The sequence below is a fragment of the Pseudomonas sp. R5-89-07 genome (assembly GCF_003851685.1).
GTDB lineage: Bacteria > Pseudomonadota > Gammaproteobacteria > Pseudomonadales > Pseudomonadaceae > Aquipseudomonas.
In genome coordinates this window covers 3292092-3308766 of the sequence record NZ_CP027727.1, presented here as the reverse complement: position 1 = coordinate 3308766, position 16675 = coordinate 3292092, and the positions used below count along the sequence as shown (strand labels likewise).

Below are 16675 nucleotides of genomic sequence, written 5' to 3'. Positions count from 1 at the left end.
TTGCTCGCGAAGGTATTCCAGGCGCATTGCGGCGTCGGATGTACCTTTTTCGCGAGCAAGCTCGCTCCTACAGGATCGGGGGTTACTTGGGGTAACCGGCCCGCTTCATTTCGCGCTCGGTGGTGGTCTGCGCGGCCGTCAGTGCGGCATCGACCGTCTGCTGGCCGGTCAGTGCGCCGGAGAAGAACTTGCCGACCTGGGTACCAATCGCCTGGAACTCAGGAATGGTCACCAGTTGAATGCCGATATACGGCACCGGTTTTTCCGTCGGCTTGGTCGGGTCCGCCACTTTCAGCGATTCCAGGGTCACCTTGGCGAACGGCGCGGCCTTCATGTACTCGTCGCTGTAGGTAGACTTGCGTGTGCCTGGCGGTACGTTGGCAACACCGTCGGTCTTGGCGACCAATTCGCCATATTCCTTGGAGGTGGCCCAACTGGTGAACACTTTGGCGGCGTCCTTGGCCTTGGAACTGGTAGGGATCGCCAGGCTCCAGGAATACAGCCATGAGGTGCCTTTGTCGGTCTTCTCATGCGGGGCAAAGGTAAAGCCGACATGGTCAGCCACTTTGCTCTGGGTCTTGTCGGTGACAAACGAGCCGGCCACGCTGGCATCCACCCAGATCGCGCACTTGCCGCTGTTGAACAGCGCCAGGTTCTCGTTGAAGCCGTTGCTCGACGCACCCGGCGGGCCGGATTTTTTCATGTTGTCGACGTAGAAGTTCAGCGCGTCTTTCCACTCCGGGCCGTTGAATTCGGGCTGCCACTTCTCATCGAACCAGCGCGCCCCGTAGCCGTTGGCCAGGGTGGTGATCAGCGCCATGTTTTCGCCCCAGCCGGCTTTACCGCGCAGGCACAGGCCGTATTGTTCTTTGGATTTGTCGGTGAGCTTGGCCGCGTATTCGCCGATCTGGCTCCAGGTCGGGTGTTCGGGCATGTTCAGCCCGGCGTCCTTGAACAGGTCAGTGCGGTAATAGGTGATCGAGCTTTCGGCATAGAACGGCAGGGCGTACAGCGAGCCTTTGACAGAAAGGCCGTCGCGTACCGAAGGGAATACGTCGTCGAGGTCGTAGGAAGCCGGCAGGTCTTCCATCGGCTCCAGCCAGCCCTTGGCGCCCCAGAGTGCGGCTTCGTACATGCCGATGGTCAACACGTCGAACTGCCCGCCCTGGGTAGCGATGTCGGTGGTCAGGCGCTGGCGCAGCACGTTTTCTTCGAGCACCACCCAGTTCAGCTTGATCTCCGGATGCTCGGCCTCGAAGGTTTTCGAGAGTTTCTGCATGCGGATCATGTCGCTGTTGTTGACGGTGGCAATGGTCAGGGTTTGCGCGCCGAGGCTGACGGCGCTGAGGGTCATGCAGGTCAGCATGCAGGTGGAGACAAGCAGAGCTTTTGCTGTGAACTTCATCGCGCACTCCATTTCCGCGCCCAGGGGGCTACAGAAGGACAGTTATTGTTGTTGTGTCTTCCTACAAGAAGTCAGGAAGAGTGTGCGCTGATTACAGCCTTCAAATGCGCCGGTGACAAATCCTTGGGCGCACGCTCACTGATACTTTTTTGCACTCGATGATCGTCCCCGTGGCGCGTGGGGACGATCGATGCCGTATTTAACGCTCGATATCAGCCAGTACCCGCTCAGCCAGCAATCGAGACACCTCGATCAACTGGGCAATACCCAGCGCGCCTTCGCGGCGTGAGCCGTCGAGCTCAAACGCGAAATCGCAGGTGAGGGCGTGGGCAGAGGCGAGTGATTCGCTGAGGTTGACCAGTAAGTCTTGAGTGGAGATACCGTCTTTCACGGTGAACAGCACGCTGGGTGCTGGATCGATTGGGGGATTCGGGGTGGGTTTGATCATGGTGAAACTCCTGATTTAAGTGGAGCTGCCACCCGATCGCCGCGACGCTATTGGGTGGTAGCTGTACGCAGGTTCGCGGACCGGAATCAGGAAACCGGCATACCCGAAGGTATCCCGCGCACAGCCACCATGAAGCCGCACAGTAGACGATAAAAAAACGTCGACTAACAAGCGCAAATGGCACTTTGCATCTGATTAACCGGGCCGCGACGCCCGTCCGCTGCGTATGCAGCGGTGTACGGAGACTAGAGATTGAGTGTCCTAGGGACAACCTCAAATCCTTGTCAGACGTTTCTGCGTTTCCCAGTACCTCAAGCCAGGTTCTGCTCAGTCAAGCGCTGCACCGCCAACCGTCGATAGTGGGACGGCGTCATCCCCTTGAGCTGCTGGAAGCGCCGGTTGAAGTTGGAGATGTTATTGAACCCCGACTCAAAGCAGACATCGGTCACAGCTTTATTGCCATCGGCCAGTAACTCGCACGACTTGCTGATCCGAAGGCGATTGACGAATTCAATGAACGTGCGCCCGGTGGCTTGCTTGAACACCCGGGAAAAATAGGTCGGCTTCATTCCCAGGTAGTCCGCGACTTCCTCCAGCGGCAGTTCGCGGGCGTAGTGGGCGAAGATGTAGTCCACCGCGCGGTTGGTGCGGTCGATGCTGTGTTCGTCGGCCAGTTGTGGCGTGTTGACCCCAGACAACAGTTGGTAGTCCTCACAGGCGCTCAATACTTCCAGCAAGATAAAGAAATGCCCCAGCCGCGCCATGCCCTGGGCATCCTCGATGCGCTGCATCAAGCTCATCGCCTGGGCAATCGTGCGTTTGCAGCGAAACTCGATGCCGTATTGCGCGCGCTCCAGCAGCGGCGACAGGGTCTTGAGCTCATTGAAGATATGACTGCCGTTCTCCAGCAGTTCATCGGTGAAATTGACCAGCATGTCGCGCTTGGGGATGACCTCGTCTTCCTCCACCTGGCTGATCCAGTTGTGGGGCAGGTTGGGGCCGGTAAGGAACAGGCTTTGCGGGTAGAAATTACCGATGTAGTCGCCAATGAACACCTTGCCGGAGCTGGCGACGATCAGGTGCAGCTCGTATTCCTTGTGGAAGTGCCAGCGCACCAGGGGGCAGGGGAAGCCGTGCTGGCGATAGATGATGGACAGGCCGTTATGGTCGTCCATCAGCTCGTAGGAAGGGTCTGTGATGCGCGTTGCTCGGGTCATGCTGCCGTCGCTTTATTGTGGTTGCTGCGTAGGATAATGCCCCGTTGCGCGCAACCCTGCCAGCGCCGGGCGTTCAAAGGCTACGGTTTTTTGCCTCGATCCACTGGGACATGTACTGGGTACTTTTATGGGCATGGTGGCGCAGCATGCTGCCGGTGAAATTATCCCGTCGATGCGCCTCCAAATGGCTGCGGCAGTGTTCCAGGCAGGCCACCAGCGCTGGCCCGTGGATATGTTGGTCATAGCGCCGGGCAAGCAGCTGCCGGCCATTTTCCTGGGCCTGGGTCCACCGCTCGCGGTCTTGATACAGGCTCACGGCCGCAGCGGCCAGGGCTGCGGCACTGCGCTCGATGGCACCCGGCCAGGGCTGTCCATCCGCCATGGCTTCGGCGCCAATTGGCGTGGTGACATTCGGCGTGCCACACAGCATCGCGTCCGCCAGTTTGCCCTTGATCCCCGCGCCAAAGCGCAATGGCGCCAGGCAGATGCGCGCGGCCGTCATCACTTGCAGTGCATCTTCGGCCCAGTTCATCACATGAAAGCCCTGCGCCGGGTTGTGCAGGGCGGTGGCCTTGGGCGGGGTGTAGGCGCCGTAGACATGCAACTGGGCGCCGGGCAATTGCTGGCGGATCAACGGCCACAGGCTGTGCTTCATCCACAGCACCGCATCCCAGTTGGGCGCGTGGCGAAAGTTACCGATGCTGAGAAAGTGCGCGCGGTCTTCGAACGGCGCGAAGGCTTCGGTCGGGGGCGCCATCATCAGGGGGCACCAGTGGAGCAGGGCGGCGGGCACCTTGAACTGATCGGTGAGCAGGCGGATTTCCACGTCGGAGATCATTAGGCTGATGTCACAGCGGTAAATCGCGGCGATTTCGCGTTTGGCCAGGTCGGTGTCGGCCATCAACTGGAACTCCTGCTCCAGGTTCGGGGCGAACAAGGCGCTGAAGTCGTCATTGTCGGGAGCGGCCCTGAGTGCATCCTTGAGCCGCTGGTGCCGTGCGTCGCGCAGGCTTTGCAAATCGGAGGTTTCCAGCACGCGCAGGGCGTCGGGGCAGCACTTTTCCACGCGCCAGCCGAATTGTTCCTCCATCATGAAACGGTCGAACAGCACGATGTCCGGGGCCAGTTCGCGAACAAAATCATCGAAGCTGCTGTTATTCAGTTCAATGGCGCATTCGGCGATCCCCAGGGCGGGCAAGTCAGCCTTGTGTTCACCGATGGTTGCGGGGCTGCTGAAGGTAATGTCCCAACCTTGTGTGAGAAAACTCTCCAGAATCTGCATCATATGCCCGCCCGCAGCCGAGGAACGGGGCTCCGGCCAGACATAACCAATGACCAGGACTTTGGTGGCGGGCTGATTCATCTACGGCAGGTTCCTTGAGGTGCAGGCAAAAAGCGCGCAATTAAACCACAACCCAGCGATATGACAATTTGTGTCTGGCGGTAGGTAGCCAACCGACTTTGTGGTTAACTTCCGCCTCTCGAATTCGTTTAACCAAACCCAACATAAGGATTCCGATCATGGCTCAAGTCACCCTTCGTGGTAACCCTGTCCAGGTTGAAGGCGAACTGCCGCAAGCCGGCACCCAGGCCCCAGACTTCACCCTGACCGCCGGCGATCTGTCGGACGCTACCCTGGCGACCTTTGCCGGCAAGCGCAAAGTGTTGAACATCTTCCCAAGCGTCGACACCCCGACCTGCGCGACCTCGGTACGCAAGTTCAACGCCCAGGCCAACGAACTGAACAATACCGTCGTACTGTGCATTTCCTCGGACCTGCCGTTTGCCCAGGCGCGTTTCTGCGGCTCCGAAGGCCTGGAAAACGTGAAAAGCCTGTCGGACTTCCGCAGCGCTGCGTTCTCCCAGGACTACGGTGTGGACATCGTCGACGGCCCGCTGCGCAGCCTGACCGCTCGTGCTGTCGTTGTATTGGACGAGAACGACAACGTATTGCACAGCGAACTGGTTGCCGAAATTGGCCAGGAACCAAACTACGAAGCAGCCCTGGCTGTTTTGAAGTAATTGTTTGCGCGTATGACTGTCGTTTGGCGGTAACACGCGTCGTGCACGATTGCGGCCTGGCCTAGTCCAGGCCGTTTTCATTTGGGTGTCAGCAGCTTAGCGAAACAACCCATGCACCAGGACCCGACGCTGAAAAGTTGTAAGCCCAAGGTAAATAGCCGGTAAAGGCGCTTTTCTAAATGCGCCCCAGTGCTTATCTTTCAGCCTCCCAAAGTAGAAGCTCTCGCGCCCAATGGTTGATCAATCCATGCAATCCTCCCCCCGCAACTCCCGCCGCTGGCTGTTCGGCCTGCTCGTACTGCTGGTGATCGCCGGCCTGTGCTGGAAATTCTGGCCCGGCGGCGCGGCCCACAAGGACGCCCCGGCCGGCCACACCGGCAAGAGCGGCATGGCGCGCCCGGGGTTTGGCGGCGCTACCGGCCCGGTGCCGGTGCGGGTGGCGCCTGCGGTAATAGGGGAGTTCCCGGTGTATTACAAGGCGCTGGGCACGGTCACCGCGCTCAACACCATTAATGTGCGCAGCCGGGTGGGCGGTGAACTGGTCAAGATCGCCTTCGAGGAAGGGCAGATGGTCAAGGCCGGAGACTTGCTGGCGGAAATCGACCCGCGCAGCTACCAGAACGCCTTGCTCCAGGCCCAGGGCACGTTGCTGCAGAACCAGGCCCAGTTGAAAAACGCCCAGGTCGACGTCGAGCGCTATCGCGGCCTGTATGCCCAGGACAGCATCGCCAAGCAAACCCTGGACACCGCCGAAGCGCTGGTCCTGCAATACCAGGGCACCGTCAAGACCAACCAGGGCGCGGTCGACGATGCCAAGCTGAACCTTGAATTCACCAAGATCCGCGCGCCGATTGCCGGTCGCGTCGGCCTGCGTCAGCTCGATGTCGGCAACCTGGTGGCCGCCAACGACACCACCGCCCTGGCGGTCATTACCCAGACCCAGCCGATCAGCGTGGCCTTCACCCTGCCGGAAAACACCCTGGAAACCGTCCTCCAGCGTTACCACGCCGGCAACAAGCTGCCGGTGGAAGCCTGGGACCGTGGCGACGCGAAAAAGCAGGCAATGGGCGTGCTGCAGAGCCTGGACAACCAGATCGACGTGACCACCGGCACTCTGAAATTCAAGGCGCGCTTCGATAACAAGGATCAGGCGCTGTTTCCCAATCAGTTCGTCAACGTGCATTTGCTCGCCGATACCTTGCACAACGTGGTGCTGGCACCGTCCGCCGCGATCCAGTTCGGCAATAATGGCACCTTCGTCTACAAGCTCGATGGTGACAAGAAGGTCAAGGTCCAGCCGCTGGTGGTGGGCGACACCGACGGCGACAACACCGTGATCAAGCAAGGCCTGGCGGCGGGTGATCGGGTGGTCATGGAAGGCACCGACCGGCTCAAGGACGGCAGCGAAATCGAGGTGGTCAACGACAGCAGCCAAGTGCCGACCACCCCGACCGAACACCTGCAAGGCAAGCCTGCGGCAAAAGGGGAGACCGGTACTGACGCCGGCAAGGCGCAAAAGGTCGGCGCATGAACCTGTCGCGCCTGTTTATCCTTCGCCCGGTCGCCACCACGCTGAGCATGCTGGCGATTGTGCTGGCCGGCCTCATCGCCTACCGGTTGCTGCCGGTGTCGGCGTTGCCCCAGGTGGATTACCCGACCATTCGGGTGATGACGCTGTACCCGGGCGCCAGCCCCGACGTGATGACCAGCGCGGTCACCGCGCCGCTGGAGCGCCAGTTCGGGCAGATGCCCGGCCTCACCCAGATGGCGTCCACCAGCTCTGGCGGTGCGTCGGTGCTGACCCTGCGTTTCAACCTCGACATCAACATGGATGTCGCCGAGCAGCAGGTGCAGGCCGCGATCAACGCCGCCACCAACCTGCTGCCCAAGGACCTGCCGGCACCGCCGGTGTACAACAAGGTCAACCCGGCGGACACCCCGGTGCTGACCCTAGCGATTACCTCCAAGACCATGCTGCTGCCCAAGCTCAATGACCTGGTCGACACGCGCATGGCACAAAAGATCGCGCAGATCAGCGGTGTCGGCATGGTCAGTATTGCCGGCGGCCAGCGTCAGGCCGTGCGCATCAAGGTCAACCCCGAGGCCCTGGCGGCCAATGGCTTGAACCTGTCGGACGTGCGCACCCTGATCGCCGCCTCCAACGTCAACCAGCCCAAGGGCAACTTCGACGGCCCCACGCGGGTGTCGATGCTCGATGCCAACGATCAGTTGGTGTCGCCCGAGCAATATGCCGAACTGATCCTGGCTTACAGCAACGGCGCGCCTTTGCGCCTCAAGGACGTGGCGCAGATCGTCGACGGCGCCGAAAACGAGCGTCTTGCCGCCTGGGCCAATGAAAACCAGGCCGTGCTGCTCAATATCCAGCGCCAGCCGGGCGCCAACGTGATCGAGGTGGTGGACCGTATCAAGGCCTTGCTGCCGAGTATCACCGACAACCTGCCGGCGGGCCTGGATGTGACGGTGCTCACCGACCGTACTCAGACCATCCGCGCGTCGGTGAAAGACGTGCAGCACGAACTGCTGATCGCCATTGCCCTGGTGGTGATGGTCACGTTCCTGTTCCTGCGCCGTGTCAGCGCCACGATCATTCCGTCCATCGCCGTGCCGCTGTCGCTGATCGGCACCTTTGGCGTGATGTACCTGGCGGGGTTCTCGGTCAACAACCTGACGTTGATGGCCCTGACCATCGCCACCGGGTTCGTGGTGGACGATGCCATCGTGATGCTGGAGAACATCTCCCGCTATATCGAGGAAGGCGAGACGCCGATGGCCGCCGCGCTCAAGGGCGCCAAGCAGATCGGCTTCACCCTGATTTCCCTGACCCTGTCGCTGATCGCCGTGTTGATCCCGCTGCTGTTCATGGCCGACGTGGTCGGGCGCCTGTTCCGCGAGTTTGCCATCACCCTGGCCGTGGCGATCCTGATTTCCCTGGTGGTGTCCCTCACGCTCACGCCGATGATGTGCGCACGCTTGCTCAAGCGTGAACCGAAGGAAGAAGAGCAGGGCCGCTTTTACAAGGCCAGCGGTGCCTGGATCGATTGGCTGATCGAAGCCTACGGGCGCAAGTTGCAGTGGGTGCTCAGGCACCAACCGCTGACCCTGCTGCTGGCCATCGCCACCCTGGGCCTGACGGTGGTGCTGTACCTGGTGGTGCCCAAGGGCTTTTTCCCGGTGCAGGACACCGGGGTGATCCAGGGGATTTCCGAAGCGCCGCAATCGATTTCATTTGCCGCGATGAGCCAGCGCCAACAGGAACTGGCGAAGATCATCCTGGCCGATCCGGCGGTTGAAAGCCTGTCGTCCTATATCGGCGTGGATGGTGACAACGCCACCCTCAACAGCGGCCGCTTGCTGATCAACCTCAAGGCTCACGGGCAGCGTGACTTGAGCGCGACGCAGGTGATCGCCCGCCTGCAGCCGGAAATCGACAAGCTGGTGGGCATCCGCCTGTTCATGCAGCCGGTGCAGGACCTGACCATCGAGGATCGGGTCAGCCGCACCCAGTACCAATTCAACATGTCCTCGCCGGATGCCGAGTTGCTGGCGCTGTGGAGCGACAAGCTGGTGCACGCCCTCAGCCAGTTGCCGGAACTCACCGATGTGGCCAGCGACCTGCAGGACAAGGGCCTGCAGGTGTACCTGGTGATCGACCGTGATGCCGCCTCGCGCCTGGGGGTCAGTGTCTCGACCATCACCGACGCGCTGTACGACGCCTTCGGCCAGCGGCAGATTTCCACCATCTACACCCAGGCCAGCCAGTACCGCGTGGTACTGCAGGCCCAGTCGGGCGAAACCCTGGGCCCGGCCGCGCTCAACCAGATCCATGTGAAGACCACCGACGGCGGCCAGGTACGGCTGTCGAGCCTGGCCCATGTGGAGCAGCGCCAGGCGCAGTTGGCGATTGCCCATATCGGCCAGTTCCCGGCAGTGATGATGTCGTTCAACCTGGCCCCCGGTGTTGCGCTGGGCAAAGGCGTGGAGCTGATCAACCAGACCCAGAAGGACATCGGCATGCCGATCGGCGTGCAGACCCAGTTCCAGGGCGCGGCCCAGGCGTTCGAGGCCTCGCTGTCGAGCACCTTGCTGCTGATCCTGGCGGCGGTGGTCACCATGTACATCGTGCTCGGGGTGCTCTACGAGAGCTATATCCACCCGATCACCATCCTGTCGACCTTACCGTCGGCGGCGGTGGGGGCCTTGCTGGCGTTGCTGCTCAGTGGTAATGACCTGGGCATGATCGCGATCATCGGCATCATCCTGCTGATCGGTATCGTCAAGAAGAACGCGATCATGATGATCGACTTCGCCCTCGACGCCGAACGCAATCAGGGCCTGGACCCGCAGACCGCGATCTACCAGGCGGCGCTGCTGCGCTTTCGGCCCATCCTGATGACCACCCTGGCCGCCTTGTTCGGGGCGGTGCCGTTGATGCTGGCCACCGGTTCCGGTGCGGAACTGCGCCAGCCCCTGGGCCTGGTGATGGTCGGTGGCTTGCTGGTGAGCCAGGTGTTGACGCTGTTCACCACGCCGGTGATCTACCTGTATTTCGATCGCCTCGGCCGGCGCTGGCGCAAAGAACCGCAGAGCCTGGAGCCGGTTGAGTCATGAACCTGTCCGGACCTTTCATCCGCCGGCCGGTCGCCACGCTGCTGCTGAGCCTGGCGATCATGCTGCTCGGTGGCGTCAGCTTCAATCTGCTGCCGGTGTCGCCGTTGCCGCAGATCGATTTTCCGGTGATCGTGGTCTCGGCCAGCTTGCCCGGCGCCAGCCCCGAGGTGATGGCGTCTACCGTGGCCACGCCGCTGGAGCGCTCGTTCGGCGCGATTGCCGGCATCACCACCATGAGCAGTTCATCGAGCCAGGGCTCGACGCGGGTGATTCTGGCGTTCGATTCCGACCGGGATATCAACGGCGCGGCGCGCGAGGTGCAGGCGGCGATCAATGCCTCGCGCAATCTGCTGCCCAGTGGCATGCGCAGCATGCCCACGTACAAGAAGATCAACCCGTCCCAGGCGCCGATCATGGTGCTGTCGCTGACCTCGGACGTGTTGCAGAAGGGCCAGCTGTACGACCTGGCCTCGACCATTTTGTCCCAGAGCCTGTCCCAGGTGCCGGGGGTGGGCGAAGTGCAGATCGGCGGCAGCTCCCTGCCGGCGGTGCGCATCGAGCTGGAGCCCAAGGCCCTCGACCAGTACGGCGTGGCCCTGGACGATGTGCGCAACACCATCGCCAACGCCAACCAGCGCCGGCCCAAGGGCTCCCTGGAAGACAGCGAGCGCAACTGGCAGATCCAGGCCAATGACCAGCTGGAAAAAGCCAAGGACTACGAACCGCTGCTGATTCGCTACCAGGATGGTGCTGCGCTGCGCCTGAGGGATGTGGCGAAAATCAGCGACGGCGTGGAAGACCGCTACAACAGCGGTTTTTTCAACAATGATTCAGCGGTGCTGCTGGTGATCAACCGTCAGTCCGGCGCCAACATCATCGAGACCGTCCGGCAGATCAAGGCACAGCTGCCGGCGTTGCAGGCCGTATTGCCGTCCAGCGTCAAGCTCAACCTGGCCATGGACCGTTCGCCGGTCATCACCGCCACCCTGCATGAAGCCGAGATGACCCTGCTGATCGCCGTGGCCCTGGTGGTGCTGGTGGTGTACCTGTTCCTCGGCAACTTCCGCGCCTCGTTGATCCCCACCCTGGCGGTGCCGGTGTCGTTGGTGGGCACCTTTGCGGTGATGTACCTGTACGGCTTTTCGCTGAACAACTTCTCGCTGATGGCGCTGATCCTGGCCACCGGCCTGGTGGTGGACGATGCCATCGTGGTGCTGGAGAACATCTCCCGGCATATCGATGAGGGCGTGCCGCCGATGAAGGCCGCCTACCTGGGGGCCGAGGAGGTCGGCTTCACCTTGCTGTCGATGAACGTGTCGCTGGTGGCGGTGTTTCTTTCCATTCTGTTCATGGGGGGAATTGTCACCAACCTGTTCCGTGAGTTTTCCATCACTTTGTCGGCGGCGATCATTGTCTCGCTGATCGTGTCGCTGACCTTGACCCCGATGCTCTGCGCGCGCTGGCTCAAGCCCCATGTCAAAGGGCACATGACCGGGCTGCAGCGCTGGAGCCACCGCATCAACGAGCGCATGGTCGCCGCCTATGCCACCAGCCTGGACTGGGTGCTGCGCCATCGCCGCCTGACCCTGCTCAGCCTGCTCATCACCGTGGGCGTGAACATCGCGCTGTATGTGGTGGTGCCGAAAACCTTCATGCCTCAGCAGGACACCGGCCAGTTGATCGGTTTTGTGCGCGGTGATGACGGGCTGTCGTTCAATGTGATGCAGCCGAAGATGGAGATTTTCCGCCAGGCCGTGCTCAAGGACCCGGCGGTGCTCAGCGTGGCCGGCTTTATCGGCGGCAACAATGGCATCAATAACGCGGTGATGCTGGTGCGCCTCAAGCCTATTGCTGAGCGCAAGGTCTCGGCCCAGGCGGTGATCGAGCGCTTGCGCAAGGACGTGCCGCTGGTGCCGGGCGGGCGTCTGTTCCTGATGGCCGACCAGGACCTGCAGTTTGGCGGCGGTCGCGACCAGACCAGCGCGCAGTATTCCTACATCCTGCAAAGCGGTGACCTGGCCGCGTTGCGCCTGTGGTACCCGAAAGTGGTGGCGGCCCTGCGTGAACTGCCGGAGCTGACCGCCATCGATGCCCGTGAAGGACGCGGTGCAGCCCAGGTCACGCTGATCGTCGACCGCGATCAGGCCAAGCGCCTGGGCATCGACATGGACATGGTCACCGCGGTGCTCAACAACGCCTACAGCCAGCGGCAGATTTCCACGATCTACGACAGCCTCAACCAGTACCAGGTGGTGATGGAGGTCAACCAGAAATATGCCCAGGACCCGATCACCCTCAACCAGGTGCAGGTGATCACCGCCGATGGCGCGCGGGTGCCGCTGTCGACCATTGCCCATTACGAGAACAGCCTGGCTGACGATCGCGTCAGTCATGAAGGGCAGTTCGCCTCGGAAAGCATCGCCTTCGACATGGCGCCAGGGTTCACGGTGGAGCAGGGCACCGCCGCCATCGAACGGGCGATTGCCAAGGTCGGCCTGCCGGAAGACGTGATCGCCAAGATGGCCGGCACCGCCGACGCGTTCGCCGCGGCCCAGAAAGGCCAGCCGTTCATGATCCTCGGCGCGCTGGTGGCGGTGTACCTGGTGCTGGGTATTTTGTATGAAAGCTATATCCACCCGTTGACGATTCTGTCGACCTTGCCGTCGGCCGGCGTCGGCGCGTTGCTGTCGATCTACCTGCTGGGCGGGCAGTTCAGCCTGATCTCACTGCTGGGACTGTTCCTGCTGATCGGCGTGGTGAAGAAAAACGCGATCCTGATGATCGACCTGGCGCTGCAGCTTGAGCGCCATGACGGCATGAGCCCGCAGGCGTCGATTCGCAGCGCCTGCCTGCTGCGCCTGCGACCGATCCTGATGACCACGCTGGCGGCGATTCTCGGTGCCTTGCCGTTGCTGCTCGGCGCCGGCGATGGCGCGGAAATGCGCCAGCCCCTGGGCCTGACCATCATCGGCGGCCTGGTGTTCAGCCAGATCCTGACCCTCTACACCACCCCGGTGGTTTACCTCTATCTTGACCGCGCGCGCCACCGCTTCAACGCCTGGCGCGGTGTGCGTACCGATGCTGCCCTGGACACTGCGCTATGAACGATTCAACTCACGCCACTGCACCCCGGCCCCCTGTAGGAGCGAGCTTGCTCGCGAAAAACGGGCAGGCACCGCGTTCTTCCAGGCTCGGCGCGTTATCGTTGACGGTCTTCGCGAGCAAGCTCGCTCCTACAGTGGGTTTGGCGTTGTTGCTCAGCGCCTGCGCCATCGGCCCCGATTATCAGCGCCCTGCGGTGGTGGAGCCTGCACAGTTCAAGCAAGCCGAAGGCTGGCGCCAGGCCAATCCAAGCGATTCCCTGGCCCGTGGCGCGTGGTGGGAGCTGTACGGCGACCGCCAACTGAACGACCTGGTGGTGCGCCTCAACACCGCCAACCAGACCGTCGCCCAGGCCGAGGCGCGTTTTCGCCAGGCCCAGGCGCTGGTGCGCAGTGCGCGCGGGGCGTTTTACCCCAGCGTCGACCTGAGCGTCGGCAAGACCCGCGCCAGCCAGGGCACCGGCAGCAGCAGCGCCAGCCTGAGCAGTTCCAGCAGCGGTATCCGCGACACCCTTAATGCGCAGTTGGGCGTGAGCTGGGAAGCCGATGTCTGGGGCAAGTTGCGTCGAGGCCTGGAGGCCAACGAAGCCAGCGCCGAGGCCAGCTCGGCGGACCTCGCCGCAATGCGCCTGAGCCAGCAGTCGGAACTGGTGCAGAGCTATTTGCAGTTGCGCGTCATGGACGAACAGACCCGTTTGCTGCAAGCCACCCTGGACACCTACCAGCGGTCGCTGCAAATGACCGAAAACCAATACCGCGCCGGTGTGGCCGGCAAGGACGCCATCGCCCAGGCGCAAACCCAGCTCAAGACCACCCAGGCCAGCCTGATCGACCTGATCTGGCAGCGTGCGCAGCTGGAAAACGCGATTGCTGTATTGATCGGTGAAGCACCGGCCAATTTCAGCCTGGCCGTGAGCAAGGACATTCCACCGTTGCCGCAGATTCCGGTCGGCCTGCCGTCGCACCTGCTGGAGCGCCGCCCGGATATCGCTTCGGCGGAGCGCTCGGTGATTGCGGCCAACGCCAATATTGGCGTCGCCAAGGCGGCCTATTACCCCGACTTGACCCTGAGCCTGGCGGGAGGCTATTCCAGCAGCACCTATGCGGACTGGATCAGCCTGCCGAACCGCTTCTGGTCGGTCGGCCCCAAGCTTGCCATGACCTTGTTCGACGGCGGCCAGCGCTCGGCGGAAGTCGACCGCAGCGTGGCCAGCTATGACGAAACCGTGGCCAAGTACCGCCAGACCGTGCTGGATGGGTTCCGCGAAGTGGAAAACTACATGGTGCAGCTCAAGGTGCTGGCGGACGAGGCGGTGGTCAGCAACGAAGCGCTGGAGGCGGCCCGCGAGTCGCTGCGGTTGACCGAAAACCAGTACAAGGCGGGGTTGATCGCTTATCTGGACGTGGTCACCGTGCAAGCGACGGCCTTGAGCAACGAGCGCACGGTACTCACCTTGCTGCAGTCGCGGCTGGTGGCGAGTGTGCAGCTGATTGCGGCGCTGGGTGGCGGATGGGATGGAAATACTGCCCTGGTCGAGAAGGAATGACCTGACACATTGATCGTTCTCACGCACAGCGTGGGGACGATCAATTGACGCCAAAAACCAGCCTCCATACCCTTCGCAATTAATCACCTGTCCAGGAATTATTCTCGCTACAATCCGCCGCTTTGCCACCCGGCCCGGGCTGTCAAATCGCGAGAAACCCCATGCTGACCGGTAGCTATTCCACCTCCCTCGTCGTGATCTCCCTGTGTGTCGCCATCCTGGCGTCCTACACCGCGCTGGACCTCGCCGGCCGCATCACCACCGCCAAGGGACGCGCGGCTTATCTGTGGATCGCCGGCGGTGCCGTCGCCATGGGCGTGGGCGTGTGGTCCATGCATTTCATCGGTATGCTGGCGCTGCGCCTGCCGTTTGCCCTCGGCTTTGACCTGGACATTACCGCACTGTCATTGCTGATCGCCGTGCTCTCCAGCGGTTTCGCGCTCTGGCTGGTCAGCCAGCCGCGCCTGCCGGCCTGGCAACTGGCATTCGGTGCGTTGATCATGGGCGCGGGCATCGCCAGCATGCACTACACCGGCATGGCCGCGATGCGCATGACGCCAGGCATCGATTACGACCCAACCCTGTTCGGCGCATCCTTGCTGATTGCGGTAGTGGCTTCCGGCGCTGCGCTGTGGATCGCCTTCAACCTGCGCCGCAACACGCCCTACGTACGCCTGGCACGCGGCGGTGCGGCGGTGGTGATGGGCGTGGCCATTGTCGGTATGCACTACACCGGCATGGCCGCCGCGCGTTTTGCCGATGACAGCTTCTGCGCTGGCGCACTCACCGGCTTGAGCGGCAAGGGCCTGGACAACCTGGTGCTGGTGACCTCCCTGGCCGTGCTGGTCATCGCCCTGTTGACCTCGCTGCTCGACGCCCGGCTGGAGGCGCGCACCGCCGTGCTGGCCGATTCCCTGACCCTGGCCAATCAGGAACTGACCCACCTGGCCCTGCATGACATGCTCACCGGCCTGCCCAACCGCACATTGCTGGCAGACCGCATTCAACAGGGGATCCAGGCGGTGAAGGAGCAGGGCGGCTGCTTTGCGCTGATGTTCATCGACCTGGACGGCTTCAAACCAGTCAACGATGCCTTCGGTCACCACATGGGCGACCAGCTGCTGCGCGAGGTTGGCCTGCGCCTGCGCGAAGACCTGCGCAGCCAGGACACCTTGGCCCGCATCGGTGGGGACGAATTTGTCTTGATGGTGCAACTGACCCAGCCGGACGATGCCATGGGCCTGGCCGAACGCCAGGTCAGCCTGATCAACCGCGCGTTCAAGGTTGCCGAGCACGAGCTGAAAATCTCCGCCAGCATTGGTATCGCCATTTTCCCGGGCAACGGTCACAACCCCCAGGAGCTGTTGATGAATGCCGATGCGGCGATGTACCACGCCAAGGGCATGGGCAAGAACGGCTACCGGTTCTTCGATGTGTCGATGAACACCAACGCGCGCAAACAATTGCAGTTGTTGCAGGACCTGCGCAACGCCCTCGAGCACCAGCAGTTTCGCTTGTATTACCAGCCCAAGTTCGACGCGATCAGCGGCATTGCGGTGGGGGCGGAGGCGCTGCTGCGCTGGCAGCATCCACAGCAAGGCCTGTTGTTGCCGGCCACGTTCATCGAGCTGGCGGAAAAGACCGGGTTGATCATTTCCATCGGCGAGTGGGTACTCAATGAAGCCTGTCGCCAGATGAGCCTCTGGTACGCCCAGGGTTATGAACACTGGCGCATTGCGGTGAACCTGTCGGCGCTGCAGTTTTGCCACGCCGGGCTGGTCGACAGCGTGGCCGCCGCCCTGGAGCGCCACCAATTGCCGGCCAACAGCCTGACCCTGGAGATCACCGAAACCACGGCCATGAGTGATGCCGATGCGAGCATGACCGTGTTGCAACAGCTCTCGGACATGGGTGTTGACCTGTCTATCGATGACTTCGGCACCGGCTATTCCAGCCTGATGTACCTCAAGCGCCTGCCGGCCAACGAACTGAAGATCGACCGCGGCTTTGTGCGCGACCTGGAGCACGACAGCGACGACGCCGCCATTGTGTCGGCCATCGTTGCGCTGGGCCAGGCCCTGGGGTTGCGGATTGTCGCCGAAGGCGTCGAAACAGATGCGCAGCAGAGCTTCCTGACACGCCTGGGCTGCAACTCCCTGCAAGGCTACTTGCTGGGCCATCCCTTGCCGGCCGACGGGTTCATCGCCGACATCCAGCGCGCCCAGGACGCGCAAGCGCCTGACAAAAGCCGTGCGTGACGGGTATTCTTCAACCCAACCCCACCATCAGGCCAAGCCAGGAGACCG

At 62.2% G+C, this 16675-nt stretch carries 10 protein-coding genes; 6 read left to right on the top strand and 4 right to left on the bottom strand.

All coding sequences use genetic code 11. From position 1 onward, the window contains the following. Positions 1 to 82: 82 nt before the first annotated feature. The 4 genes from C4J94_RS15135 to C4J94_RS15120 form a co-directional block, all read right to left on the bottom strand. Entirely contained in the window at positions 83 to 1366 is a 1284-nt protein-coding gene (locus tag C4J94_RS15135) for a sugar ABC transporter substrate-binding protein (RefSeq protein ID WP_372240900.1), read from the bottom strand. Between the two features lie 238 nt (positions 1367 to 1604). Further along, positions 1605 to 1853 (bottom strand): DUF6124 family protein, encoded by a 249-nt coding sequence (locus C4J94_RS15130; RefSeq protein WP_046067944.1) that lies wholly within the window; start codon positions 1851 to 1853, stop codon positions 1605 to 1607. Between the two features lie 311 nt (positions 1854 to 2164). Beyond that, the gene (locus C4J94_RS15125) at positions 2165 to 3070 is read right to left on the bottom strand and encodes an AraC family transcriptional regulator (protein ID WP_124386918.1); all 906 of its coding nucleotides are present in this window, start codon (positions 3068 to 3070) and stop codon (positions 2165 to 2167) included. A gap of 73 nt (positions 3071 to 3143) precedes the next feature. Continuing rightward, positions 3144 to 4433 (bottom strand): glycosyltransferase, encoded by a 1290-nt coding sequence (locus tag C4J94_RS15120; RefSeq protein WP_124386917.1) that lies wholly within the window; start codon positions 4431 to 4433, stop codon positions 3144 to 3146. A gap of 158 nt (positions 4434 to 4591) precedes the next feature. Between C4J94_RS15120 and tpx the strand changes: the two genes are divergently transcribed. From tpx to C4J94_RS15090, 6 genes are all read left to right on the top strand, one after another. Then, the gene (gene tpx, locus C4J94_RS15115) at positions 4592 to 5092 is read left to right on the top strand and encodes a thiol peroxidase (RefSeq protein WP_124386916.1); all 501 of its coding nucleotides are present in this window, start codon (positions 4592 to 4594) and stop codon (positions 5090 to 5092) included. Between the two features lie 232 nt (positions 5093 to 5324). Beyond that, positions 5325 to 6623 (top strand): MdtA/MuxA family multidrug efflux RND transporter periplasmic adaptor subunit, encoded by a 1299-nt coding sequence (locus C4J94_RS15110; protein ID WP_124386915.1) that lies wholly within the window; start codon positions 5325 to 5327, stop codon positions 6621 to 6623. Continuing rightward, positions 6620 to 9721: an MdtB/MuxB family multidrug efflux RND transporter permease subunit gene (locus C4J94_RS15105; protein ID WP_124386914.1), complete on the top strand. Its 3102-nt coding sequence runs from the start codon at positions 6620 to 6622 to the stop codon at positions 9719 to 9721. The genes C4J94_RS15110 and C4J94_RS15105 overlap by 4 nt, the downstream gene beginning before the upstream one ends. After that, a complete protein-coding gene (locus C4J94_RS15100; protein ID WP_124386913.1) occupies positions 9718 to 12825 on the top strand; it encodes an efflux RND transporter permease subunit in 3108 nt (1035 codons plus the stop codon). The genes C4J94_RS15105 and C4J94_RS15100 overlap by 4 nt, the downstream gene beginning before the upstream one ends. Next, on the top strand, positions 12822 to 14369 hold the full coding sequence (locus C4J94_RS15095; RefSeq protein ID WP_124386912.1) for an efflux transporter outer membrane subunit: 1548 nt from the start codon (positions 12822 to 12824) through the stop codon (positions 14367 to 14369). Before C4J94_RS15100 ends, C4J94_RS15095 begins: the two co-directional genes overlap by 4 nt. Positions 14370 to 14530: 161 nt before the next feature. After that, positions 14531 to 16627, top strand: a complete 2097-nt coding sequence (locus C4J94_RS15090; protein ID WP_124386911.1) for a bifunctional diguanylate cyclase/phosphodiesterase — start codon at positions 14531 to 14533, stop codon at positions 16625 to 16627. The last annotated feature ends 48 nt before the right edge of the window (positions 16628 to 16675 follow it).